We start from the raw sequence: 25,777 nt of genomic DNA, 5'->3' as shown, positions 1-25,777 counted from the left end.
ACGGCACCATAGTAGGTGCCGTTTTTTATTCATTCGTAAGAGATTACTTCTTAATACGAATAATAGGTGTCTCACCCACGGTGACGCTACCGGACAATTTGATCAGCTCTTTGATCTCATCCATGTTGGAGATAACAACCGGCGTCAATGTAGACTTGGCTTTCTCTTCCAGCAGGGCCAGATTGAACTCAATCACCACATCACCTTTCTTGACGCGTTGACCTTCTTCAGCGATGCGTTTGAAGCCTTCGCCTTTCAGTTCAACAGTATCAATACCGAAGTGGACGAACAGCTCAATGCCGCTGTCTGATTCGATAGAAAAAGCATGGTTAGTTTCGAAAATTTTGCCAATGGTGCCATCAACAGGAGCAACCATTTTGTTGCCTGATGGCTTAATAGCAATACCATCACCCACGATCTTCTCTGCAAATACAACATCAGGAACATCTTCGATGTTGACGATTTCACCAGACAATGGTGCAACGATTTCAATGGTACCACTGTCTTTTTTATCATCTGAAACCAGTGATTTCAGTTTATCGAACAAACCCATGATCTTCTCCTAAGTATTAATATTGGGCAGCGTTCCAGTATCGTGGAATTAGCAGAGCGTTTTTTCTTCGATGAATGTGGTCACCAAATCCATCAATTCCTTCGCTGTTGGTTGAGCTAATGCCTGCTCCGCCAACACCTTCACATCTTCGAAATTCGTATTACGGATAATTTTCTTGATGCGTGGGATTGAAATCGCACTCATGCTGAACTCATCCAGCCCCATGCCCAATAGCAACAGTGTAGCACGTTCATCGCCAGCAAGTTCACCGCACATTCCGGTCCACTTACCTTCCGCATGAGATGCATCAATAACCTGTTTGATCAGGCCCAATACCGATGGCGACATTGGATTATAGAGATGAGAAATCAGCTCATTGCCACGATCTACTGCCAGAGTATACTGAGTTAGATCGTTTGTCCCAATACTAAAGAAGTCAACTTCTTTAGCTAAATGGCGAGCGATGACTGCCGCAGCCGGTGTTTCAACCATCACACCGACTTCGATAGATTCATCGAAAGCCTTGTTTTCTTCGCGCAATTGGCTCTTCAGCAGCTCAAGTTCTGCTTTCAGTTCGCGAACTTCTTCCACCGAAATAATCATCGGGAACATGATACGCAATTTACCGAATGCTGAAGCTCGCAAGATTGCCCGCAACTGTGCATGCAGGATTTCTTTGCGATCCATAGCAATACGGATGGCGCGCCAACCCAAGAATGGGTTTTCTTCTTTCGGCAAGTTCATGTACGGCAGGTCTTTGTCACCGCCGATGTCCATGGTACGAACAATCACTGCCTGAGAGCCCATGGCTTCCGCGACCGCTTTATAGGCCTGGAACTGCTCTTCTTCAGTTGGCAGAGAGTCGCGATCCATGAACAGGAATTCGGTACGATACAGACCCACACCTTCAGCGCCATTACGCTCGGCACCGGCGATATCACGCACAGTACCAATGTTGGCTACCACTTCGACTTGATGACCATCGAGTGTGATAGCTGGCAAATCTTTCAGTTTGGCCAGATCATTTTTTTCAGTGATGTACTGATTATTCACTTCTTTCAACTGCTCGATAATGTCTGCAGTTGGATTCAAATAGACTTTGTTGTTGACCGCATCAAGGATCAAATAGTCGCCATTCTGGACTTGCTTGGTCACATCGGTTGTCCCGACGATAGCCGGTAACTCCAGTGAACGAGCCATAATAGACGTGTGAGAGGTGCGACCACCAAGATCGGTGATGAACCCTAACACTTTATCCAGATTTAGCTGTGCGGTCTCTGATGGTGTCAGATCAGTTGCTACCAGAATGACTTCATCCTGAATCGCACTTAAATCGACAATATTCAGACCGAGAATGTTCTTCAGCAGGCGTTTACCGATATCACGTACGTCAGCGGCACGTTCTTTCAGGTATTCGTCATCCAGCTCTTCCAGGGCTTTAGCCTGGCCTTCAATCACTGAATAAGCGGCTGCATCAGCAGAGGCAAGCTCATCTTTAATGAGGGCTATGATTTCCTGCTCAAGCTCTTCGTCTTCCAACAGCATGATATGCCCTTCGAAGATAGCAGCTTTCTCTTCTCCGAGGCTGGCTTCAGCTTTGGTCTTAATCGCTTCCAACTGTTCTGCAGCTTTCGCCCGGCCAGTTTTGAAACGCTCGACTTCCTGCTCCACTTGGTCAGCAGAGATCTTTTTCCGGTTGATGACAATCTCATCTTCTTTCAGCAAAAGTGCTTTACCAAAAGCGATACCCGGTGATACTAAAATGCCTGAAATCATAACCCTACCTTACTCTTGACTGGTGTTAACTAAAAAAGCGTGCGTGATTACTCAAGCTCAGCCATCAGTTTTACCAGATGCTCAACAGCTTTCTTCTCATCTTCGCCTTCAGCAGAGATCGTAACAACAGTACCTTGGGTCAGGCCCAGAGTTTGTAGTTTGAACAGGCTTTTAGCGCTAGCGCTTTTACCGTTAGAGATAACAGTAATTTCAGACGCAAAGCCTTTTGCTTCTTTTACGAACTGGGCAGCAGGGCGGGTATGCAGACCGTTTGGTGCAGTAATAGTAACTTCTTGCTGGAACATTGTATTTCCCCAACTTATTGGATTTATGTTGTGGAGCTAAAGTTTAGTGTAAATTCTAAACTTTAGCCTGTATTGGTTCGCGTAAAACGAGACTATTTGACTCGCGCATGACTATGCCTCAACCGCTGGCAAGTCACAAAGACAGTTTGTGGCACAACCTGAATTCAGGCCCAAAACCAGCACTGTCATATCTAAGAATAATGCTCTCTTTGCGTTATGTCTTCAATCAGCATCAGTTGATGACATTTTTTGTCGCATTGCATAATGGGTAAATCGATTCAGCTAGAGAAGCATCAAAGATACGATTAATTTCGCGTATCAAAATAATTGACCGGTTAAATACTAAACCCAGAGGGTAAAATCAATCTTTATGTAGTGAAAACTTTGAAGTACGCCACAAAAAAAGCACCCTTGTGGGTGCTTTTTTAGCATTTTGTGCGACGGCAAAACTACTGTTGCAATTCTTGTTCAGTGAACAGATCTGCGAACAACGCCGTGCTTAAATAGCGCTCACCCGAGGACGGAAGAATAACCACAATTGTTTTGTCAGTAAAGCCATCTTCTTCAGAAAGCTTGACCGCTGCCGCAACTGCAGCACCGGAAGAAATACCGGCCAAAATGCCTTCCTCATCCATCAAACGGCGAGCCATTGAAATGGCTTCATCATTGGTGACGAGGGCAACACGATCAACCAGTGTTAGATCGAGGTTACCTGGAATGAAACCAGCACCGATACCCTGAATTTTATGAGGGCCAGGTTTGATTTCTTGACCGGCCAATGCCTGAGTAATCACCGGTGAATCGGTGGGTTCTACGGCAACAGTCGTGATCGCCTTACCTTTAGTCTTTTTGATGTAGCGGCTTACACCCGTTAGTGTGCCGCCTGTCCCTACACCGGCGATAAACACATCGACGTCACCATCGGTATCTTCCCAAATTTCAGGGCCGGTGGTTTTCTCATGAATCTCAGGGTTCGCAGGATTGCTAAATTGCTGCAAAATCAGGTAGCGGTCTGGATCGGCCGCTTGAATTTCTTCTGCTTTGGCAATGGCCCCTTTCATCCCTTTAGCGCCTTCAGTCAGTACTAAATTAGCCCCTAGCGCTTTGAGCAGTTTACGGCGCTCAATACTCATGGTTTCAGGCATGGTTAGGGTTAATTTATAACCGCGTGCGGCAGCGACAAATGCCAGTGCAACACCGGTATTCCCACTGGTTGGTTCAACCAGTTCTTTATCTGCAGTCAGGATGCCGCGTTTTTCAGCATCCCAAATCATATTCGCGCCGATACGGCATTTAACGCTGAAACTTGGATTACGTGACTCAACCTTTGCCAAAATCCGTCCGTTACCGATACGGTTCAAACGAACCAGCGGCGTATGGCCGATTGTTAAAGAGTTGTCTTCATATATCTTGCTCATAGCCCGTCCTTTAACTCTATGAAAATGTAGGAAACGTTCAAAGCATACGCTAACAGTATGGCTATGGAAGTAAGTAATTGGTATATCGATATGTTATTAGGAAATAAGTTTTAATCCCAATAAGAAGGGCGTGGCGAGCACGCCCGTTGAGTATTATCGTGGTAGTTGAATAAACTGGTCGCGATAGCGATCAACCCACATCGCGGTGGCACCGCACACCGCCACTGGCATAATCACTAAATTGAGGAATGGAATCATAGTGAATAAGCTCACCAGTGCGCCAAATTGTAAGTTATCCACTTTATCCTGACGTAATGCACCGCGCATATGCTGGAAACTCACTTTATGGTTATCAAAAGGATAGTCGCAATATTGGATTGATAACATCCAGGCACTGAACAAGAACCAGAGAACCGGCGCGAGCGTTTGGCCAATACCCGGAATCAAATACAGCAGCAGTAGCACCACGGCCCGTGGCAGGTAATATGCTAATTTGCGCCATTCACGAGCCATTATGCGCGGTAAATCTTTCATGATGCCCATAATACCTGTATCGGGTAATGGCTTTCCGGTCAGGCTCGCTTCTAATTGCTCAGCCAACAAACCGTTAAACGGGGCTGCAATAAAATTAGCAAGGGTACTGAATAGGTAACTGAACACCAGTAGCACCGAAATAACCATGACGGGCCACAACAAATAACTCAGCCATTGCAACCAGTCAGGAACATGGCTCATCAATTGTGGAACCCAATCACCTATCCGGTTGAATAACCACCAAAAAGCCCCACCCATCAGCAGAATATTCACCAACAACGGCAAAATAACAAATCTTCGGATGCCCGGACGAGAGATCAACTGCCATCCTTGAGCAAAATAATGAACACCACTCACCTTTTTTACCGCTTTTTGCGTATACGCCATGCCATTCAATTCTCTATAAGCTCATCAACCCACGTATCATATCGGTATGATTTCCCACTGCATAGTCACATATCGTTCAAAAAATAAGCGAAACATCTAGCATAATCATCTTTCTTCGAAGAAAATTGAGCACGGACTTGCACTTGTGTTCGTTGGGAAATAGAGTTAAAGGGTGAATGTTTGCCGCGGTGGCAATGTATTGGAACAACAGAGATAGTAATGATGCAGGATTTGCGTCTGATATTAATCGTTGTTGGCGCGATCGCCATAATAGCGTTGTTATTGCATGGTTTATGGACCAGCCGTAAAGAACGCTCGTCACTTTTTCGCGATCGCCCAGTTAAACGTCTGAAACAAGAACGTGTTGAAACCCCGATCGAGAGTCTCGATGAAGGGGTAGGAGAGGTGCGCGTGCGCACTGCTCATCCACAGGAGAAGCCTTCGTTTAGTCATATTGATGACGATGACGAAGAAATGCCGGTTATTCAGCATGCTGATGCGAAACCGGCTCAGGTTAAGGCGGAACCTCGTCAACAACCATTTGCTTCAGTGCAAACAGAATACGATGACCCTCTTCTGGGTGGGCTATCTGCTGAGCAACCACCGCATGTGTCACAGCGTGATCCTTTACTTGGATCGGTTGAAGAATCCTATTCCCAACCGCGACATGTAGAGCCACAACATGCGGCTGAGCCAGCGCCTCGTCCTGCTGCACAGCCTGAACCAGAACCTGTCGCGACGGCCCCTGAGGTGAAGCAACAGAAACTGAAAGAAACGGTATTAGTGCTGCATGTTGCCGCGCACCATGGTGGTGCTCTTGGTGGCGAGTTGCTGCTACAAAGTGTTCTTCAGTCCGGTTTCCAGTTTGGTGAAATGGGCATTTTCCATCGCCATCTTAGCCCTGCTGGTAGCGGCCCAGTATTATTCAGTCTGGCAAATATGGTTAAACCAGGTTCCTTTGACCCTGATACCATGGCTGACTTCTCAACGCCGGGCGTCTCAATGTTTATGATGGTGCCGTCTTATGGCGATGCGCATCAGAACTTTAAGCTTATGCTGCAATCAGCTCAACGTATTGCCGATGATGTCGGTGGTGTGGTGTTAGATGATGAGCGACGCATGATGACCCCGCAAAAATTGGAAACGTATAAGGCCCGTATCCGCGAAGTATTGGATGCCAACGCAAAAGCCTAATTACGTTGCCTAGCAATGAATCGAATTAACCCGAACCCCCGCATGCCGGGGGTTTTTTATCATTGATGGTGAGCTATGGAATCAATCATTCAGCAAATTAATCAACTAAGAACTTCATTGCGCCATCACGAACACCAATACCATGTGTTGGATGCCCCCGAGATCCCTGATGCTGAATATGACCGTCTCATGCAGCAATTGCGTGATTTGGAAACTCAACACCCTGAGTTGATTACCCTTGATTCACCGACGCAGCGGGTCGGGGCGGCACCTCTTGATGCATTTGAGCAGGTTAAGCACGAAGTTCCGATGCTTTCTCTCGATAATGTGTTTGATGAAGAGAGCTATCTCGCCTTTGATAAGCGAGTCCATGATCGCCTGAAACGCGCAGAACCACTCACGTTCTGCTGTGAATTGAAGTTAGATGGTCTGGCGGTCAGTTTACTGTATGAAAATGGTGAGCTGGTCAGAGCTGCAACCCGTGGCGATGGAACGACGGGTGAAAACATTACCGCCAACGTACGCACCATTCGAGCCATTCCGCTGCGCTTGCAAGGCGACAATATCCCGCAGCGAGTTGAAGTGCGCGGTGAAGTTTTTATGCCGCAAGCAGGCTTTGAACAACTCAATGAAGATGCGCGTCGTAAAGGCGGCAAAGTGTTCGCCAATCCACGTAACGCCGCTGCGGGTTCCTTGCGCCAGCTTGATCCCCGTATTACGGCCAAGCGCCGATTAACGTTCTTCTGTTATGGCGTGGGCTTGTTGGAAGGTGGCGAACTTCCTCGCAGCCATATTCAGCGCTTAATGCAGTTTAAAGCTTGGGGCTTGCCCGTCAGTGACCGCGTAAAACTGTGTACTGGCAGCGAGCAGGTGATTGCTTTCTATCGTCAGGTAGAACAAGACCGTGCGAGCTTAGGCTTTGATATTGATGGCGTCGTCATCAAAGTTGACGATCTTGATCTGCAGGAGCAGCTCGGTTTTGTGGCCCGCGCCCCACGTTGGGCGACCGCCTTTAAGTTCCCTGCCCAAGAGCAGATAACCCAAGTGCGCGAAGTGGAGTTTCAGGTCGGGCGTACGGGCGCGATTACCCCCGTAGCACGCCTTGAGCCCGTACAAGTGGCCGGAGTGATGGTGAGTAATGCGACGCTGCATAACGCCGATGAGATTGAGCGCCTTGGCTTGCGTATTGGCGATACAGTCATCGTGCGTCGCGCGGGCGATGTGATCCCGCAAGTAGTAGGCGTCGTATTGGAACAACGTCCACAGGATGCAAAAGAGATCACTTTCCCTGAGCAGTGCCCTGTGTGTGGTTCAGAGATTGAACGCGTTGAAGGCGAGGCGGTCGCTCGCTGTACCGGCGGTTTGTTCTGCGCCGCACAGCGCAAAGAAGCGTTAAAGCATTTTGTTTCCCGCAGGGCGCTGGATGTCGATGGCATGGGCGATAAGATTATCGAGCAATTGGTTGAGAAACAGTACGTTGAGAATCCCGCTGATTTATTTGAACTGACAGCAGGTAAACTCACCGGTCTGGATCGGATGGGACCAAAATCGGCGCAAAATCTGATTGTATCGCTAGAGAAGGCAAAACAGACGACGTTTGCACGTTTCCTGTATGCCCTCGGTATTCGTGAGGTGGGTGAGGCGACAGCCGCAAATTTGGCTGCACATTTCCGTAATCTAGAGAATCTACGTGCCGCTGATATTGACGCATTGAAAAGCGTACCGGACGTGGGTGAAGTGGTCGCGAAACATGTGCTGAATTTCCTCAGCGAAGAGCACAATCAAAAAGTGATTGAAGCGTTGGAAAAGGTGATTAGTTGGCCAGAGCCGCAACAAATTGTCGCCGAAGAGATAGATAGCCCATTTGCCGGTAAAACAGTGGTCTTGACCGGTTCGTTGACGCTCCTCTCGCGTGATGAAGCGAAGGACCGCCTGACGGCTTTAGGGGCTAAAGTGAGCGGCAGTGTTTCCAAGAAAACCGATTTGGTCATAGCGGGTGAAGCTGCTGGTTCGAAACTGGTTAAAGCGCAGGAACTTGGCATTACTGTCATCGATGAAGCAGAAATGATCCGTTTGCTGGGTGAGTCGTCCTAACCCGTGAGGCTGCATGGAAAAAGAGAATCTGATTGAGATCGCCAATACCCGGATGCCTTTCGGCAAATATCAAGGGCGGGTGTTGATCGATTTACCCGAAGAATATCTGCTGTGGTTTGCCCGCAAAGGTGAATTTCCACAAGGTAAGTTGGGTATGCTTATGGAGCTGACATTGACCATTAAAGTCGAAGGTTTAGACGGCTTAGTCAAACCTCTTAAACGAGGCTAAAACAGGGCGATGGGCGTTATCCGTCCATCGCCCTAACGCGGTTTTGTAGAACATAAAACCGCGTTAGATATAAACGTCAATCTGGTTTTGAGCAGAAGGGCGGTTTACCCCATCACCCGTTGGTGTACTCGCGCTAACAGAATCGCTTTCACCTTCTTTAGCTTTCTCAGCGGCTTGCGCTTCGATACGGGCAACTTGAGCTTGCAACGCAGCAATTTGGCTCTGGATTTGCTGTTGCTGTTTTTGTAGCTCATCCGCTGTCAGACCAGAATCCTTTAACGTGCTTAATTTTTCTGTCAGTTTTTGGATTTGCTGATTAAGCGATTTAATCTGTGCGGCAGAACTACTGTCAGAAGAGCTACTGCTGCTGACTGACGTTGATGATGCGGAGATCGTGTTCGACATCATTACTCCTTAGTAATGCGTGGGTGGAGTAATGCTTATCGACGACAGACTATTAACCTTTAACGTTCTAGGGCTGTTTTACACAATCTTATCACTTGGTGATTTTATCCACTTAAAAAGGCTAAACCACCACCCGCAAATTTGGCCAATGTTGTTGCCAACCTTTGCTTTCTACCCGCTGGTAGAAGGTGTCGATTTCGCCGTTTTTGGGATTAAGGGTAATGGTTCTTGCAAACAAAGCCTCTAGCCCGAAGGGGGCCACTAATTCGATCTCGCCATTCTCTTTTAGCCTCGCCCCAATGGCAGTTTCTACTTCAACCCAATAACTGATGGCATCTTCAGTGCTGCTATAAGGTAGGCGGTGACTACGCAGATGCATTCTGGCTTGGTTTTTGACTGACCATGGAAACGATAAATGCAGAAAAGAGGTATCTTGTAGCAGTTGCCTTTCTAGTTGAAAGTCATGGTCCTCCTCGATGTTTTGTCCATCGAAATAGACCAAATCAATGTCATTAAGTGGTGTTGGATTCTGGTAACCGTGCAACTTATCCCACACTAAATTACGCACAAATCCTGCTGCAAGGCACCATTGATCCAATCCGAGTTGACGTGCAAGGGACAAAGCCTGCATACGATAAGGGTCAGCATTGAGCCACTGAATGATTTGTTGATGCTGATGTTGACTCATTCGCTATCTCCAACGTCGCTAGAGCATTTAGGGAGTATGCATAATATCGCTATTCAATGACAAACTCATTGATTTATGGCGCATTTAAGAACGGTGTAAGCGTGAAGGTAAATGCCAGAAAGTAGAAAAACGAAGGGTAATAGTAGAAAGCAAAAAACCGGCCTGAGCCGGTTTTTTAAATGGTGGTGGAGCTAGACGGGATCGAACCGTCGACCTCTTGCATGCCATGCAAGCGCTCTCCCAGCTGAGCTATAGCCCCACAAATGTGGTTGTTCGTGCTGATTTATCTCTGTGCCACCTACTTAGCTTGCCTTGTAAATGATGAAACATCACTCATGAAGCAGGAAAAGTTTGGTGGAGCTAGACGGGATCGAACCGTCGACCTCTTGCATGCCATGCAAGCGCTCTCCCAGCTGAGCTATAGCCCCAATGCGCACATAATAAATCGTGTGAACGGGCCGCATAATATGAAACCACTGAAACAGTGTCAACGGCTAATTCCATTTCTCGCGTTAAGCGCTGAAAAAGCCGCCAAATCAGCGTGCCAACAGCATAATAAATGGAATCTTGCTCACAATTAATGATGCCATTAGAAATAAAACAGGCGACTAAAGAGCCGCCTGATCATACCGAAAATACTCAGTTTTTACTGTTGCGCTTCGCGCTCATTGATAAACGCTAATGCTTTATCAATGCGGGCCAGTGAGCGGGCCTGACCAATAGCATGAACGGTGACATCCATTCCCGGTGATTGGCCTGCGCCAGTGACCGCAACACGCAGTGGCATGCCGACCTTGCCCATACCGACGCCTAACTCATCTGCACTGCCCTGAATGGCGTTGTGAACGTTTTCCGTGGTCCAGTCAGTGATAGCGGCAAGTTTAGCTTTGACAACCTCAAGCGGCTGGCGAGCGACAGGGCGCAAATGCTTTTTAGCGGCATCAGCGTCGAACTCATCAAATTCTTCGTAGAAATAACGGCATGACTCAGCCATCTCTTTCAACGTCTTACAGCGCTCACCCAGCAGTTTAACAATCTCAACCAATTCAGGGCCGGTACGGGTATCAATACCCAGTTGTTCGACATGCCATGACAACTGCACGGCAACACGCTCTGGTGGAAGGCTATTGATATAGTGGTGGTTCAGCCACTGAAGTTTTTCAGTGTTGAAGGCACTGGCTGATTTGCTCACCGCATCAAGCGTGAACAGTTCAGTCATTTCGGCAACAGAGAAAATTTCCTGATCGCCATGGGACCAACCTAACCGCACTAAATAGTTCAGCAAGGCTTCCGGCAAGTAACCATCATCACGATATTGCATTACGCCGACAGCACCGTGGCGTTTAGACAGTTTTTTGCCGTCATCACCTAAAATCATAGATACGTGCGCGTATTCAGGTACCGGAGCACCCAAGGCTTTCAAAATATTAATTTGACGCGGGGTATTGTTGATATGGTCTTCACCACGAATAACATGGGTGATCTCCATATCCCAGTCATCCACCACGACACAGAAGTTATAGGTCGGTGAGCCATCAGTACGGCGAATAATTAAGTCATCTAGTTCTTGGTTGCTAAATTCGATCGGCCCGCGGATTTTATCGTCGAAAATAACGGACCCTTCCTGTGGGTTACGAAAACGCACAACCGAAGGTTCATCAGCGCCATGGGTACACTGGCTATCACGGCAACGACCGTCATAACGAGGTTTCTCGCCGTTGGCCATTTGGGTTTCGCGAAGCTCATCCAGACGCTCTTTAGAACAATAGCAACGATAAGCGGTGCCCTTTTCCAACATTTGATCAATCACGGCATTGTAGCGATCAAAACGTTTGGTCTGGAAATACGGGCCTTCATCCCAATCCAGATTCAGCCAATTCATCCCGTCCATAATCGCGTCGATGGCTTCCTGAGTTGAGCGTTCAAGATCGGTATCTTCGATACGCAAAACAAATTCACCGCCTAAGTGACGGGTGAAAAGCCAGGAATACAGGGCGGTACGTGCGCCGCCGACGTGAAGATAGCCGGTAGGACTGGGTGCAAAACGGGTTTTGATTTTCATTGGGTCGATGCCTTATTACGCTACGCCGGCCAGCAGACGCTGGCTGTTGCTCGAAATTCGAAAAAGTAGGCGCTATTCTATCACCCTGTGGTAATTCCTCAACGATGTTACCGGTCTGCAATGAATGATTACTGACAGATATCGCCAAACAAAGGTCTATACCGGCGATAAATATCGCATCCTGTTTAAATTTGCGGCGAACGATTGTTTTCGTTTTAAAAACCGTTGACTCACTTGGAACTATCCCTATAATGCGACTCCAACAACACGGCGGGGCGATTAGCTCAGTTGGTAGAGCATCTCCTTTACACGGAGGGGGTCATCAGTTCGAATCTGGTATCGCCCACCAAACTCGACGTGTTATATAGTCAGCAATAAATGAGATAGATGAGGGCGATTAGCTCAGTTGGTAGAGCATCTCCTTTACACGGAGGGGGTCATCAGTTCGAATCTGGTATCGCCCACCACTCATCGCTCATAGCGTTAAAGCACATAGATAGATTTCAAGTAGTAGAAGTGGGCGATTAGCTCAGTTGGTAGAGCATCTCCTTTACACGGAGGGGGTCATCAGTTCGAATCTGGTATCGCCCACCACTTCTTTTACTCGCAATATCCATGTAAACGTCAAGTAAATTTATATAATGGGTCGTTAGCTCAGTTGGTAGAGCAGTTGACTTTTAATCAATTGGTCGCAGGTTCGAATCCCGCACGACCCACCATTATATAAAACACCCCAACACCCCAACACCCCAACACCCCAACACCCCAACACCCCAACACCCCAACCATTCCCCACATATCAAAACATCGCATCACCTAAGATCCTAATCCCAACCAAATTACCCACTCTAGCAAACATACCTCAACTATTCAGCTTTCATGCTAACCATCATTCGCGTGAGTCCCTGTACTGAATCTCAGGCATAAAAAAAGGCGCCGTAGCGCCTCTTTAGAACTTTGATAACTAAAACTTAGAGTACCAGACCCGCGATAGAGGCAGACAGCACACTGACCAACGTAGAGCCGTACAGCAGTTTCAGGCCAAAGCGAGAAACCACGTTACCTTGATGCTCATTCAGCCCTTTAATGGCACCGGCGACGATACCAATAGAAGAGAAGTTAGCGAATGAAACCAAGAATACAGACAAAATACCCACGCTGCGCGGTGACAACTCAGAGGCGACTTTCTGCAAGTCCATCATTGCCACGAATTCATTAGAAACCAGCTTGGTCGCCATGATACCGCCAACTTGCAATGCTTCATGAGTCGGTACACCCATCACCCAAGCGAACGGGAAGAACACATAACCCAAAATACCTTGGAAGCTAATGCCAAACAGCAGGCTGAATAACGCATTCATTGCGGCAATCAAGGCGATAAAACCAATCAGCATTGCTGCAACGATAATGGCGACTTTGAACCCTGCCAGAATGTATTCACCTAACATTTCAAAGAAGCTTTGCCCTTCATGCAAATTACTGAGCTGCAATTCTTCTTCATCTTCTGCTTTATACGGGTTAATCAACGACAACACGATAAAGGTACTGAACATGTTAAGTACCAATGCTGCGACCACAAATTTTGCGTCTAGCATTGACATGTAAGCGCCAACAATCGACATCGAAACGGTCGACATAGCTGTAGCTGCCATGGTGTACATGCGTTTCTCAGACATTTTGCCCAAAATATCTTTATACGCGATGAAATTTTCAGATTGGCCCAAAATCAGTGAGCTAACGGCGTTGAATGATTCCAACTTGCCCATGCCGTTAATTTTGGATAATAACGTACCAATTATCCGAATCACGATCGGCAATACTTTGATGTATTGCAAAATACCAATCAGCGCAGAGATGAAGACGATAGGGCACAGCACTCTTAAGAAGAAGAAGGCGAGGCCTTTATCGCCCATATTGCCAAAGACGAAATCAGTACCGGTCGCAGCAAACCCGAGCAATTTGTCGAATAAGCCGGCGAATCCTTTCACAAAACCTAATCCAACTTCCGAATGAAGGAAGAAATACGCCAATAGCACTTCAATAACCAGCAATTGAATGACAAACCGAATGCGGATGCTCTTACGATCTTTACAGATCGCCAGCGCTAATATGGCCACCACGACTAAGGCCAACGCAAACTGCAGAATGTGGGACATGTGTGCTCCAAATATGAGGCAGGCTAGATTTTGGTGAACATTTTATGTAACGGCTACATTAAAAACGAGATGTGTATTGCAAATATAGAAATTCGATTTCATAAATGCAAACAAATTAGCGGGGTTGATCACATAAAAAGGGATGCTAAAATTTCGCCACAGCAGTAGGTTAGCTCTGGTGGCGTCAATAATTGTAGTGATATGCATCGAAAATAGCGATGTCACATTTGGCTCAACTATTCAGAAACTAGCGGTACAGGATAACGGTCGGTCAGATCAGCAGGTTTTGGCTATCAGAGAGATTAGTTTTGCTGATCTAAATGCGCTTGATAATTATTATCATTTAACTATTATTGGTAGTAATAAATATAAAGACGCAATCTTCGAAGGGTAATACTGAATGCTGAATAGCCGTGCTGTCGATACATCCCCCCGTACATCAAGGAGAATAAAACTTTCCTTGATGGGGCCTGCTTTTATCGCCGCCATTGCTTATATCGATCCAGGTAACTTCGCGACTAACATTCAGGCTGGTGCCTCCTTCGGTTATACCTTGCTGTGGGTGGTTGTATGGGCCAACGTGATGGCCATGTTAGTCCAACTGCTCTCTGCCAAACTGGGTATTGCGACCGGTAAGAACTTGGCAGAACATATTCGTGATCGCTTCCCACGCCCTGTGGTATGGGCTTATTGGGTTCAGGCTGAAATCATTGTTATGGCAACTGATTTGGCCGAGTTTATCGGGGCTGCCATTGGTTTCAAATTGCTGCTGGGCGTGACACTTTTGGAAGGGGCGGTACTTACCGGCATTGCAACATTCCTCATTCTTATGCTGCAAAATCGAGGGCAAAAGCCTATCGAATTAGTCGTCGGCGGTCTGCTATTGTTCGTCGCGGCGGCTTATATCGTCGAACTTATTTTCTCGCAACCTAGTATGGCGGCTCTAGGTCGAGGAATGATCATTCCCAATTTACCCAATAGTAACGCTGTCTTCCTCGCCGCTGGTGTACTGGGTGCGACCATTATGCCGCATGTGATTTATCTGCATTCCGCACTGACACAAACGGAAGGTAAAGAGTCCAAGGTACAGCGTTATGCTTCAACCCGATTTGATGTGGCGATTGCGATGACAATTGCGGGTTTCGTCAATTTGGCCATGATGGCAACCGCCGCTGCCGCCTTTCATTTCAACGGCTATGAACATGTTGCCGAAATCGAAGAAGCCTATTTAACCTTACAACCTTTGCTGGGTAACGCCGCCGCCACCGTTTTTGGCTTAAGTTTAGTCGCTGCGGGGCTTTCATCGACGGTCGTCGGGACGATGGCGGGGCAAGTGGTGATGCAAGGATTTGTGCGGTTTTATATTCCAATGTGGCTGCGCCGCTCAGTGACCATGTTGCCGTCCTTCATTGTTATCTTAATGGGAATAGACGCGACGAAAATATTGGTCATGAGCCAAGTTTTACTCAGCTTCGGTATTGCACTGGCGCTGGTGCCATTACTGATTTTCACGCGTAACAAAGCGCTAATGGGGGAACTGGTTGATACGAAGTTGACCCAGATTTTGGGTAAAATTGTCGTTGCCATCGTCATTGGGCTAAATGCCTACTTACTGATTAGCTTACTTTAGCGTATTTATCTTGGCGGGTTAGAGCAAATAACCCGCTAGCGTGTTTGTCATCCATTAATCGCTGTTCATCAACGGCTCATCATTTCTTTGCTCAATCATCATGGTGATGATCGTGGCCATGGCCTTTACCATGATGATGTTTTTTCCCATGCTTATTATTGTGCTTATCGTATTTCCAGTAGCGGCCTTCACGGTAATAGTAGTTTTTCTTCCACCAATCTCTATCTTGCCAACGGTGACCATCCCAGTAATGGCCATGGCGGTTACGTTCACCTAAATCGCGCCCTTGATGATCCTGCCACCACTGGCGGTCACGCCAATCATAACCATCCCAATAATTACCACTGCGATCTTGTTCGCCGATATTCAAAGAAACGCTGGGGAGTAACTCAATACTCTCGGCATTTGCCATAGGAATCAACGGTAACCAAGCGAGGATCGTGACCAACAATAGCGGTTTTATTCTTCTTGGCCTAACCACGCTGAGTTTTAACGGCATTGATTTAAAAAATAGTGCCGATTTTGAAGAGGTCACTTTTAACATTATCAATCCTTAACATGCCTTATTGCTCATGGCGCTATCTTAAAGCGTTCATCAAGGACTGAGATTCAGATAAAACTGTAAAATAGGGATTTAGGATTTATCTGCGCAGGGAGCGGCTAACAAATGATTTAGGGGCAGCTAAGTGCCCCTGTTTGATACGCTCAAAGAGAACGTTTACACCAAGATATTGTCGATTAATTTTATCTCTTCATCACTAAATTCAGTATTGGCCAGCATACCGACAGCATCGTCGATCTGGCTTGTTTTACTGGCACCAATCAATGCCGATGTCACATGGCCACCACGTAATACCCAAGCTAAGGACATTTGCGACAGTTTCTGTCCGCGAGCCAATGCTAACTCATTGAGGCGACGTATTTTAGCCAGTCTCTCTGAGGTAATCTGCTCAGGATTAAGGAATTTACTGTTACTTGCTGCTCGCGAATCTTGCGGAATACCCGCCAAATAGCGATCAGTCAGTAGTCCACCCGCCAGTGGGGAGAAAGCGATAGACCCCACGCCAAACTCATCCAAAGTGTCTTGCAGATCGGCCTCAATCCAGCGTTCAAACATAGAGTATTTAGGTTGATGAATCAGGCAAGGCGTTCCCAACTGGGCCAGAATGGCGAAGGCTTGCCGAGCCTGCTCGGCAGGGTAGTTCGACAGCCCGATATACAACGCTTTACCTTGGCGTACCAACAGATCCAAAGCTGCCATGGTTTCTTCCAAAGGTGTGTTTGGGTCCGGACGGTGGTGGTAGAAGATATCAACATAATCCAGTCCCATACGCTGCAAGCTCTGGTTGATACTGGCGACCAGATATTTCTTCGAACCCCAGTCACCATAAGGGCCGGGCCACATGGTATAGCCGGCTTTGGACGAAATAATTAACTCATCTCGATATGGACGTAGGTCTTGCTGGAGGATTCGGCCAAAGTTCAGCTCGGCTGAACCCGGGGGCGGGCCGTAATTATTGGCTAAATCGAAATGGGTGATGCCGCTATCAAACGCGCGATGAATCAGATTACGGCTATTTTCGTACAGCGTGCTGTCACCAAAGTTGTGCCACAGACCCAGTGAAATAGCGGGGAGCATGAGCCCACTACGACCACAACGATGATATTTCATCTCCTGATAGCGGGAGGACGCTGCTTGATAGACCATGATGCCCCTTATTGAAGAGAGTAAATGACAAGTTAGTGTATGCGGTTTCACTCAAGGAGGACGTTGGCAGGATCACAGAGTTAGGCAGTGATAGCCTGAATCAAGCCATGCTATGTCAATTAATAATGACAGTATTAGTTAATTAAATATTAGGAAATATTAGATCTATTTATGATTAGCTTAATAATTAACACAGGTGAATCAGTGTTCAATAGGAGTCATTATGACGAGTCACTACACAGTGGCGGATTATTTACTGGATCGTTTAGCAGAGATTGGCATTCGGCATCTCTTTGGTGTTCCTGGCGATTTTAACCTTCATTTTTTAGATCATGTGATGAACCACCCTGTGATTAAGTGGGTTGGGTGTGCTAATGAATTGAATGCGGCTTATGCTGCCGATGGCTATGCCCGAGTCATGCCTGCGGCAGCGTTGTTGACCACCTCGGGGGTCGGTGAACTGAGCGCTATCAATGGTATTGCAGGCAGTTTCACTGAATACCTTCCGGTGATTCATATTGTTGGCACCCCCACGCTACAGTCGCAAAAAAACCGTGAATTGCTGCATCACTCCTTAGGGGATGGCGACTTCAGCCATTTTTCCCATATGGCGAAAGAGGTGACTTGTGCGCAAGCTAACTTGACTGTTGAGAATGCGGCCTATGAAATAGATCGTGTGCTAGGGGCAGCCTTATCTCAACGGCGGCCCGTTTATCTCTCGATTCCCAGTGATGTTGCGCAGACAGACATCGCAATCTATCAAGGTGCATTGGCCTTGCCTCAACCCGTCTTATCACCGACATCGTTACAGGCATTTATTAATGCGGCACGTGAGAAGTTGCAATCAGCGCATAGGGTGGCATTGCTGGCAGATTTTCTTGCTGACAGATTTGATATGCAATCATCCCTAAATCGATGGCTAGCAGAGGTCAATCTGCCGCATTCGACGTTGCTGCTGGGGAAAGGGGTACTGGATGAAACGCATCCCCTCTTTATCGGGACTTATGCCGGTGCGGCCAGTGAGCCCCATGTTAAAGAATGCATTGAAAATGCCGACGTGCTCATCACTGTCGGGGTGTGTTTTGCAGACATTATCACTGCTGGATTCAGCCAAAACATCACTCAGGATAATTGTATTAATATCCAACCTGAACGGGCCTGTATTGGACGAACGGTTTTTAGCCAGATCCCGATACGAGCTGCCATTGAAGCCTTGCACGAACTGTGTAAAACGTTACAAGACGAGTGGCAACAACCCGTCATTACGCGACCGGAGCGGGTGGAACCCAAATCTGATGTTTTGGACCAACAAGCATTTTGGTATTACATCCAGCAGTTCTTACGACCCCATGACCTTGTCTTGACCGATTTAGGCACCTCCTGCTTTGGCGCAGGCACACTGACCTTGCCTTCAGGTTGTACATTTATCGCTCAGGCATTATGGGAATCGATCGGATTTAGTTTATCGGCAGCCTATGGCGCACAGTTGGCACAACCTGAACGGCGGCTAATCTTGCTGGTGGGGGATGGTGCCGCACAGCTCACTATTCAAGAGCTGGGATCAATGTTACGTGATGGATTGAATCCCATTATATTTTTATTGAATAACCAAGGCTATACGGTAGAGAGGGCCATTCATGGGCCACAACAACGTTATAACGATATTGCGGCTTGGAATTGGACACAATTACCGCTCGCATTGGGCTTGGGTAAAGAATCCGTTACACACAGAGTGACTGAGGTCCATCAATTGCAGCAATTGCTCGCTCAGGTTGAGAAACCGCAAAAACTGACGTTTATTGAGGTGGTACTGCCGCCTATGGATATACCTGAATTATTAATGCATGTGACTAAATCTATTCAGAGGCGGAATGTGGCCTGACTTCATCAGCCAACTGATCCAGTAGCCAATAGCCTGCCGGCCCCGGCGGGCTTTTTTTCGACCAAACGGCATCAATAGATACCATTTTGGGCCATCCCATCGTCGGTAATGCGACCAATTTGCGATGGCTGTATTGATCCACTAGCCAGCGCGGCAAAATCGCCCATCCGAAACCTTGTTCAGCCATCTCTAGCAACATCAAATAGCTCGGCGCAGACCACATCAATCCTTGCGGCTGGTTACGTTCAGTACGGTTGTAGGTGTTGAGGCAGAGCTGGCGAGTCGTCGCTAACTGCTCAGGGTAAACATGGGGCAGTTTTGCCAGCGGATGATCAGCCTGAACAAATATGGCCATTTCTGTTTGTGCGAATAAGCGGCGAGCGGCAATATCCGGTGGATAGCTGCTTTGCACTTCCACAACACCAATATGCGCGCGCCTAAGTTGAATGAGGTCAATGACATCAGCCTCTTCGGCAATCAGGCACTCAAATTCGAGATCAGGGTAGCGCTGTTCAAAGCGGCGCAGCAAATCTTCATGATATGTCGGTTGATAAGTGTCAGAAAGCACAAAGGTCAGCCGTGTTTCAACCTGACCCGCTAAGCGTATTGACAGCGAATCCAAGCGTTCGCTCGCGGCCAGAATTTCTTGCACGTGAGACAACACACGGCGGCCATGGTCAGTCAATACGGGTTGCCGTGCCTGTCGGTCAAATAATATTAATCCCAAATCCGCTTCCAGATTGGCGATAGCCGTGCTGATGGTTGATTGGCTTTTACGGAGCTTTCGTGCCGCAGCCGAGAACGAACCCAGCGCAGCCGCTTCGACAAATGCCACCAATGCTTCGGGAGAATAATGCATAAACTATCTACTTTATCGATGGTTCCTATTTTTAATCTATCCCAATAAACGATGATAATCACGTCCAACAATCAAGTATGGGTTAATTAAATAGGTGTTTTATGCAAGTTCATCGCAAATCTCTTTTAGAGCGTGTCATTCACGCAGTCGGTTTTGAAGTCATTGCTGTCGCGATTTGTGCGCCAGTGGGAGCATGGTTACTCGATCGTTCAATACTGCAAATGGGGACGTTAACGATCATTCTGTCTTCCGTGGCAATGCTGTGGAACATTATCTACAACAGCCTGTTTGACGCTTTGTGGCCGGTCAGTCGGGTGGCGAAGACCCTGCGTGTGCGGATATTCCACGCGTTGGGTTTTGAAGGCGGTTTTATTCTGATTGGTTTACCGATAGCCGCTTATGTACTGGGTGTTTCACTGTTACAAGCATTTCTGTTGGAGATTGGGTTCTTCCTGTTCTTCCTGCCCTATACCATTTGTTACAACTGGGCCTATGACAGTTTACGGATGAGAATTATCCGTTCTCGCCAATCCGCAATGTTGGCACCGGCGTCAGAAAAAGGGCTGGATTCACGCGAGCAATAATCGTCATTTTTTCACTTCAGCAGCGGTATTTTGCCGTTGCTGAAACGTTTTTATGTGATCTTCATCGCAAAGCGAAATGGTTTACAGCATTGAGATTGTTGTTTCTCCAACCTGATTTTACAGTGAGCGTAGACGAAGTTAAGCATCCCTGTAACGGAGAAGTTTCTGATGACGAGCTATGCCCTAGTGGGTGACGTTGGCGGCACTAATGCCCGTTTGGCGCTTTGCGCTGTGGCGACGGGTGAAATATCACAAGCAAAAACATATTCAGGGCTGGAATACGACAGTTTAGAAGATGTTATTAGACAATATTTGTCAGAGCATTCTGTGACGATAACGGATGCTTGTATTGCGATCGCCTGCCCAATTACGGGTGATTGGGTCGCCATGACCAATCATACATGGGCATTTTCGATTGCCGCGATGAAGCAAAGCTTGGGTCTGAATCATCTCGAAGTGATCAATGATTTTACGGCGGTGTCGATGGCGATCCCCGTGTTGTCCGAGCAAGATGTGCTGCAATTTGGCGGCTCAGCACCACAAGAAGGTAAACCGGTTGCCGTCTACGGCGCAGGGACTGGCTTGGGTGTCGCGCATTTAATCAATGTTGACAGCCGCTGGATTAGTTTGCCGAGTGAGGGTGGGCATGTTGATTTTGCGCCAAATAGCGAAGAAGAAGATCGTATTCTGGCGGTATTGCGCCAAGAATTAGGCCACGTTTCGGCCGAACGTGTACTGTCTGGGCCTGGGTTAGTCAATTTATACCGTGCTATCGTGATTTCAGATGCGCGCCTGCCGGAAAATCTGGCCCCGAAAGATGTGACTGAACGAGCACTTGCTGATAGCTGCACTGACTGTCGCCGCGCATTATCGCTGTTTTGCGTCATCATGGGGCGGTTCGGTGGCAATCTAGCGTTAAATCTCAGCACCTTTGGTGGCGTTTATATCGCAGGCGGCATTGTGCCGCGCTTTATGGAGTTCTTCAAAGCCTCCGGTTTTCGTGGTGCATTTGAAGACAAAGGCCGTTTCAAGGACTTTTTGCACGATATTCCGGTATACATGATTACCCATCAACAGCCAGGGTTGTTGGGGGCGGGGGCGTTTTTGCGTCAAACTTTAGGCCATACCCTTCGTCCTTGAAGCCACAGGGTTGTTAGCTGCGCGCACTTACCCGAATCACTTACTGGAGTAAGCTCATCGGGATGCGTTTACTTGCTGCCTACCTGAATCACTTACTGGACCGGATGGCTCGATCTTGAACGGTGAGGGCAGGCAGAAGAGTAAAGCGTCCGCGCCAAGGATGGCGCGGCTCGAGCCTACAAGGATGTATTTACGGCGTCTTTACGATCTGCTTGCTCTCTTCGTGACTATCAAGCATGACTACTGGCAGTTGCACCGCTAGGTGTGGCTGCTGTGTCATCTACGTCAGCAACGGCACCTCTCGGTGGCTTGATAATGAGCGTCAACAGCAAGGAAACCACAGATAACACCGCGATAACGATAAAGGTGGCGTGATATCCCCCCAAACGCGCGGCAATAAATGAACCTGCCAGTGCACCCAAGCCAAAGCCCTGATAGATAACCCCATAGTTTTTGCTGTGGTTTTTCAGGCCAAAGAAATCGCCGACGATAGCAGGGAACACGGTGATATTGCCGCCGAAGCAAAAAGCAATCGCCCCCACACACAAGAAGAACAGTGCGTGAGTGAGTGGCGCAAAAGTCAGGACGCAAACGGCTAGGGTCGTCACCAGTAAGGTGAAGCTAATCACGCGCAGACGGCCCACTTTATCGGAGAGCGCCCCTAAGATGATGCGTCCGGCAGTGTTAAATATGGCGATGGCTGACACGGTATTCGCTGCGGTAGCTAAGTCCATCCCTGCCAACTGCACACCTAAATCTTTCACGATGCCAATCAGGTATAGGCCACTCATACATGCGGTGAAGAAGATAATAAACAGGAAATATGACTCTTTGACCGCTAACATCTCGCCCACGCTAAAATCACGTCCTGCATTCACGGCAGGTTGATGATTGGCGGCTTGCGGCGCAGCCACTTTTTCCCGCAACAGGAAAGAACCGGCTCCGACCAAAACCATCACAATAATGCCCCAATAGAAGAACGCTAATGAGACACCTTGGTTGGCAATTAGACTGGCATTCACATATTTGAACAGTAAGCTACCGGTACCAAATGCCCCAACGGAAATGCCTGAAATCAGCCCCTTACGTTCAGGGAACCACTTAATCAGATTGGACAGTGTGGTGATGTAGGCAGTGCCATCAGCAAAGCCGACCACAATCCCCGCCAGCAGATAAATCATGCCCAGAGAGGTCGCAAAGGAACTGGCAATCAGCCCCAATCCGAGGATAATGCCGGAAATCAGCGTCAGTTTACGGATACCAATACGTTCTTGCAGGCGGCCGGCAAAAAGCGTCGCGATAGCAAGCGAGAAACTGGTAATCGAAAATGTGGTCGCTACGGCACCCAGTGACCAACTGAATTTTTCCCCTAATGGCTGATTAAATAAGCTCCAAGTATAGATAGTGCCTAACCCCATCTGGACGATGATGGTTCCTACAACAATTAGCCAACGATTTACCGGTTTACTGCGCATGCCGGACTCCTTAAACATCAATGCAATGAGGCCCGAATATGGCGATTGAGAGAAATCAATTGCGTCGGAAGCCTAAAAATTACGCGCTGATGGAGCACCGAAAATCTTGGGTAGAGGTGCTATCAGCCCGCCGAATGAAACCAGTATACGGGCGGGCTAATCGCAAGAGATCGAAAGGGGAATGAGCTGCACTCCACGTGGAATGAAATGCATTTAAAGACGCATCAGTTGCCTGAATTCTTTTATCTTGCTACGGCTGACGGGGACTTCGAAATCCAAATCGCTAAGCCGCAGAATGTAAGTGTTGTTAAACCAAGGCACAATTTCACGGATTTTGGCTAAGTTCACGCAATAGGAGCGATGGCAGCGGAAAAAATACTCCTCTGGCAGGCGGCTACAAAACTCGGTGATATTCATCGGCATGATGAACTCTTCGCGGCGGGTATAGACCAGCGTGACCTTTTCTTGCGCCGCTGCATAGTAAATATCATTGATGTCAGTGACGATGATGCGCTCATCTTTCATCAGATTGATAGTATGCGCTGCAGCACGGGGATTAGGGCTGCTGATGTGTTCTTTATTTTGACGATCACGCTTATACAGTGCCTCCAACTTTTGCAGCATAGTGACAATGCGTGACTCGTGATAAGGCTTCAAAATATAGTCGAATGCTTCAATCTCAAAAGCCTCAACCGCATGCTCTTTATAGGCGGTGATAAAGATAATATAAGGTTTATGGCTAAATTTACTGATGTTTTGGGCCAGTAATACACCGTCCAGCGACGGAATATTAATATCAAGGAAGATGGCGTCGACCTGATGATTTTGCAGGTATTTCAGGACATCTAACCCATCATCGAAGGTCGCTTCAATGGTGATATTACTGTGCTGGTGGATAAGGTAACTCAACTCTTCTTGAGCCAGAAACTCATCTTCCACAATGATTGCTTTCACGGGTTAAACTCCGGCCGTAATACGGGGTTCTGCATGGACCTTGCCACCATTTTTGCTGATATAAAATGAAATCTCGGTGCCTGGTTCCATCCGGCGTATTCGCAAGCCTTCGCCATAAAGTAATTTCACCCGATGATGTACATTCAGTAAACCAATTTTATTGCCGGGCATTTCGTTATTGGCGACACGTTCAATGGTTTCGGGATTAATACCATTGCCGGTATCTTTTACCGAGATTTTGATTTGATCGCCATGATCTTTAACCGCGATAACTACCACGCCTTTGCCTCTGTAGGGTTGAATGCCATGCACAATGGCATTTTCGACTAAGGGCTGGATTAGCAAACTCGGGATTTTGAGCGAAATATCATCGTCAATATCATAAATAACCGTGAGCTTACTGCCGAAACGAGCCTGTTCAATGGCGATATAATCCTGAATTTGATGTAGCTCCTTACGGATATCAATCTGTTCATCATTCAGTTCAAGGTTATAACGCAGATAACGAGATAAATTGATGATCAATTGGCGCGCGGTATCTGGATTGATACGAATGGAAGACGAAATAGCATTCAAAGCATTAAACAAAAAGTGCGGGTTAATTTTGCTTTGCAGTGCGCGCATTTCCGCTTTATTAGCCATTTCACGCAGTTGCTCGATACGTGAAACTTCAATTTGTGTTGAGATTATTTGCGATAAGCCCACAGCCATCACTTTCAAGGAATAGGTGATTTTATGAGCGTGGCAATAATAGATTTTCAGTGAGCCCGTCACTTCGCCTTTTTCCCATAATGGAATAATAATCAGCGAGTGAATTTGCGGTGTACGGTGCACTTCATCGTTATTACGAATGGTGATCTTGCCGCGTTGAATACTTTCTTTGGTGATATCACTGATGATTTCATGGCCGATATTATACGTTTCGGCTCCTGTTCCTACGTAAGCCAAAATATGCTGAGTATCAGTGATAGCCACCGCATCAGCCTTAATATCGGTACGAATGATTTCACACACGCTGCGTAAGGACTCGCCATTAATATTGCGAAAATAGGGCAAGGTTTTATTGGCGATATCCAAGGCGAGTTTGGCTTGTCGTGCGGCGATAACCTCTTTTTCATCTTCAACACTTTGTACCAGCAGCACAATTAACCCGATACACACGGCCCCTAAAATCATCGGGATAGCGATTTTCGACACAATATCAAGACCTAGCGCGGTCGGTTTGGCCCAAATCACCACCAACAGCATCGTCAGTGATTCACAAAGCATGCCCGCTAAAATACCGATACTCCATTGGCGCTCTTTCTTCACCTTCAGGTTGATATAGCCAGACAGTAGGCCAGCAATAATGCTGGTAATCAAACAGGGAACCGAGGTTATACCATCAATATCAATTAAATAACGATGAGAACCCGCAATCAGTCCGGTTATGATCCCGACCCAAGGGCCAAACAGAATACCGCCAGACATCACGGCAATAACGCGGACGTTAACCAACGAACCTTCGACATTAATACCGGAGTAAGTGCCAAAAATTGCAAATGACGAGAAAATCGCCGTCACGGCGGCTAATTCCAGCGGCGTATGCTTTTCTTTTTGCAGTAACTGACGAAACAGGCGGGTGCGGGTCAGGAAGAACAGGCAAATGAGCATCAGTGCGGCGCGATCAAACACCGCCAGTAGCATTTCAAATATCTGGTGCACGCTATTTTCTCTTGGCTACAGCCTAGGGTATGAGCTCAGA

21 protein-coding genes, 6 tRNA genes and 1 pseudogene are annotated in these 25,777 nt (G+C 47.4%); 11 read left to right on the top strand and 17 right to left on the bottom strand.

Going from position 1 to position 25,777, the window contains the following annotated elements:
- Positions 1 to 43 precede the first annotated feature (43 nt).
- The 5 genes and pseudogenes from crr to cysZ all read right to left on the bottom strand — a co-directional run bounded on the left by crr (position 44) and on the right by cysZ (position 4,973).
- Entirely contained in the window at positions 44 to 553 is a 510-nt protein-coding gene (gene crr, locus BN68_RS15260) for a PTS glucose transporter subunit IIA (protein ID WP_004392561.1), read from the bottom strand.
- Positions 532 to 2,329 (bottom strand): annotated as a pseudogene (gene ptsI / locus BN68_RS15255) (phosphoenolpyruvate-protein phosphotransferase PtsI). The gene crr and the pseudogene ptsI overlap by 22 nt, the downstream one beginning before the upstream one ends.
- Positions 2,330 to 2,376: 47 nt before the next feature.
- Positions 2,377 to 2,634 (bottom strand): phosphocarrier protein Hpr, encoded by a 258-nt coding sequence (gene ptsH, locus BN68_RS15250; RefSeq protein ID WP_004393588.1) that lies wholly within the window; start codon positions 2,632 to 2,634, stop codon positions 2,377 to 2,379.
- Between the two features lie 449 nt (positions 2,635 to 3,083).
- Positions 3,084 to 4,052: a cysteine synthase A gene (cysK, locus tag BN68_RS15245; protein ID WP_019212029.1), complete on the bottom strand. Its 969-nt coding sequence runs from the start codon at positions 4,050 to 4,052 to the stop codon at positions 3,084 to 3,086.
- Positions 4,053 to 4,205: 153 nt separating this feature from the next.
- Positions 4,206 to 4,973, bottom strand: a complete 768-nt coding sequence (gene cysZ / locus BN68_RS15240) for a sulfate transporter CysZ (protein ID WP_019212028.1) — start codon at positions 4,971 to 4,973, stop codon at positions 4,206 to 4,208.
- Positions 4,974 to 5,192: 219 nt separating this feature from the next.
- Here cysZ and zipA point away from each other — a divergent pair, with 219 nt between their 5' ends.
- From zipA to BN68_RS15225, 3 genes are all read left to right on the top strand, one after another.
- The gene (gene zipA / locus BN68_RS15235; RefSeq protein ID WP_019212027.1) at positions 5,193 to 6,167 is read left to right on the top strand and encodes a cell division protein ZipA; all 975 of its coding nucleotides are present in this window, start codon (positions 5,193 to 5,195) and stop codon (positions 6,165 to 6,167) included.
- A 75-nt stretch (positions 6,168 to 6,242) separates the two neighbouring features.
- Positions 6,243 to 8,261: an NAD-dependent DNA ligase LigA gene (ligA, locus tag BN68_RS15230; RefSeq protein ID WP_019212026.1), complete on the top strand. Its 2,019-nt coding sequence runs from the start codon at positions 6,243 to 6,245 to the stop codon at positions 8,259 to 8,261.
- A 13-nt stretch (positions 8,262 to 8,274) separates the two neighbouring features.
- On the top strand, positions 8,275 to 8,490 hold the full coding sequence (locus tag BN68_RS15225; RefSeq protein WP_019212025.1) for a DUF3820 family protein: 216 nt from the start codon (positions 8,275 to 8,277) through the stop codon (positions 8,488 to 8,490).
- 63 nt (positions 8,491 to 8,553) lie between these two features.
- On the opposite strand, the gene BN68_RS15220 is transcribed toward BN68_RS15225, so the two are convergent.
- The 5 genes from BN68_RS15220 to gltX all read right to left on the bottom strand — a co-directional run bounded on the left by BN68_RS15220 (position 8,554) and on the right by gltX (position 11,645).
- The gene (locus BN68_RS15220; RefSeq protein ID WP_019212024.1) at positions 8,554 to 8,895 is read right to left on the bottom strand and encodes a FlxA-like family protein; all 342 of its coding nucleotides are present in this window, start codon (positions 8,893 to 8,895) and stop codon (positions 8,554 to 8,556) included.
- Positions 8,896 to 9,016: 121 nt separating this feature from the next.
- Entirely contained in the window at positions 9,017 to 9,583 is a 567-nt protein-coding gene (locus BN68_RS15215) for a nucleotidyltransferase family protein (RefSeq protein ID WP_019212023.1), read from the bottom strand.
- 183 nt (positions 9,584 to 9,766) lie between these two features.
- Positions 9,767 to 9,842 (bottom strand) — tRNA-Ala (locus BN68_RS15210).
- A gap of 93 nt (positions 9,843 to 9,935) precedes the next feature.
- Positions 9,936 to 10,011: transfer RNA gene (locus tag BN68_RS15205), tRNA-Ala, on the bottom strand.
- Between the two features lie 218 nt (positions 10,012 to 10,229).
- Positions 10,230 to 11,645: a glutamate--tRNA ligase gene (gltX, locus tag BN68_RS15200; RefSeq protein WP_019212022.1), complete on the bottom strand. Its 1,416-nt coding sequence runs from the start codon at positions 11,643 to 11,645 to the stop codon at positions 10,230 to 10,232.
- A 273-nt stretch (positions 11,646 to 11,918) separates the two neighbouring features.
- Here gltX and BN68_RS15195 point away from each other — a divergent pair.
- The 4 genes from BN68_RS15195 (at position 11,919) to BN68_RS15180 (ending at position 12,364) form a co-directional block, all read left to right on the top strand.
- Positions 11,919 to 11,994, top strand: a tRNA-Val gene (locus BN68_RS15195).
- A gap of 42 nt (positions 11,995 to 12,036) precedes the next feature.
- A tRNA-Val gene (locus BN68_RS15190) sits at positions 12,037 to 12,112 on the top strand.
- Between the two features lie 51 nt (positions 12,113 to 12,163).
- Positions 12,164 to 12,239, top strand: a tRNA-Val gene (locus tag BN68_RS15185).
- 49 nt (positions 12,240 to 12,288) lie between these two features.
- A tRNA-Lys gene (locus BN68_RS15180) sits at positions 12,289 to 12,364 on the top strand.
- Between the two features lie 252 nt (positions 12,365 to 12,616).
- On the opposite strand, the gene BN68_RS15175 is transcribed toward BN68_RS15180, so the two are convergent.
- Entirely contained in the window at positions 12,617 to 13,801 is a 1,185-nt protein-coding gene (locus tag BN68_RS15175) for a NupC/NupG family nucleoside CNT transporter (protein ID WP_019212021.1), read from the bottom strand.
- 400 nt (positions 13,802 to 14,201) lie between these two features.
- On the opposite strand from BN68_RS15175, the gene BN68_RS15165 reads away from it, so the two are divergent.
- Positions 14,202 to 15,431: an Nramp family divalent metal transporter gene (locus BN68_RS15165; RefSeq protein WP_042806847.1), complete on the top strand. Its 1,230-nt coding sequence runs from the start codon at positions 14,202 to 14,204 to the stop codon at positions 15,429 to 15,431.
- A 91-nt stretch (positions 15,432 to 15,522) separates the two neighbouring features.
- Here BN68_RS15165 and BN68_RS15160 read toward each other — a convergent pair whose 3' ends face one another.
- Together BN68_RS15160 and BN68_RS15155 are read right to left on the bottom strand one after the other, a co-directional pair.
- Positions 15,523 to 15,930 carry a DUF2502 domain-containing protein gene (locus tag BN68_RS15160; protein WP_186375641.1) on the bottom strand — a complete coding sequence of 136 codons (408 nt, stop codon included), beginning with the start codon at positions 15,928 to 15,930 and terminating at the stop codon, positions 15,523 to 15,525.
- A gap of 219 nt (positions 15,931 to 16,149) precedes the next feature.
- Positions 16,150 to 17,139, bottom strand: coding sequence for an aldo/keto reductase (locus BN68_RS15155; protein WP_019212017.1), 990 nt, complete (start codon positions 17,137 to 17,139; stop codon positions 16,150 to 16,152).
- 223 nt (positions 17,140 to 17,362) lie between these two features.
- Between BN68_RS15155 and BN68_RS15150 the strand changes: the two genes are divergently transcribed.
- Complete coding sequence (locus tag BN68_RS15150; protein WP_019212016.1) at positions 17,363 to 19,021, top strand: alpha-keto acid decarboxylase family protein; 1,659 nt, start codon at positions 17,363 to 17,365, stop codon at positions 19,019 to 19,021.
- On the opposite strand, the gene BN68_RS15145 is transcribed toward BN68_RS15150, so the two are convergent.
- Positions 18,996 to 19,880: a LysR family transcriptional regulator gene (locus tag BN68_RS15145; protein WP_019212015.1), complete on the bottom strand. Its 885-nt coding sequence runs from the start codon at positions 19,878 to 19,880 to the stop codon at positions 18,996 to 18,998. The genes BN68_RS15150 and BN68_RS15145 overlap by 26 nt on opposite strands.
- Positions 19,881 to 19,981: 101 nt before the next feature.
- Between BN68_RS15145 and BN68_RS15140 the strand changes: the two genes are divergently transcribed.
- Both BN68_RS15140 and glk read left to right on the top strand, forming a co-directional pair.
- The gene (locus BN68_RS15140; protein WP_019212014.1) at positions 19,982 to 20,464 is read left to right on the top strand and encodes a multidrug/biocide efflux PACE transporter; all 483 of its coding nucleotides are present in this window, start codon (positions 19,982 to 19,984) and stop codon (positions 20,462 to 20,464) included.
- A gap of 168 nt (positions 20,465 to 20,632) precedes the next feature.
- Complete coding sequence (gene glk / locus BN68_RS15135) at positions 20,633 to 21,604, top strand: glucokinase (RefSeq protein WP_019212013.1); 972 nt, start codon at positions 20,633 to 20,635, stop codon at positions 21,602 to 21,604.
- A gap of 230 nt (positions 21,605 to 21,834) precedes the next feature.
- Here glk and BN68_RS15130 read toward each other — a convergent pair whose 3' ends face one another.
- The 3 genes from BN68_RS15130 to BN68_RS15120 form a co-directional block, all read right to left on the bottom strand.
- Complete coding sequence (locus tag BN68_RS15130) at positions 21,835 to 23,079, bottom strand: L-lactate MFS transporter (protein WP_019212012.1); 1,245 nt, start codon at positions 23,077 to 23,079, stop codon at positions 21,835 to 21,837.
- Positions 23,080 to 23,292: 213 nt separating this feature from the next.
- Positions 23,293 to 24,033, bottom strand: a complete 741-nt coding sequence (locus BN68_RS15125) for a LytR/AlgR family response regulator transcription factor (RefSeq protein ID WP_019212011.1) — start codon at positions 24,031 to 24,033, stop codon at positions 23,293 to 23,295.
- Between the two features lie 3 nt (positions 24,034 to 24,036).
- A complete protein-coding gene (locus BN68_RS15120; RefSeq protein ID WP_019212010.1) occupies positions 24,037 to 25,737 on the bottom strand; it encodes a sensor histidine kinase in 1,701 nt (566 codons plus the stop codon).
- Between the last annotated feature and the right edge of the window lie 40 nt (positions 25,738 to 25,777).

The organism is Yersinia massiliensis CCUG 53443 (assembly GCF_000312485.1).
GTDB lineage: Bacteria > Pseudomonadota > Gammaproteobacteria > Enterobacterales > Enterobacteriaceae > Yersinia > Yersinia massiliensis.
This window is presented reverse-complemented; position numbering and strand designations above follow the sequence as displayed.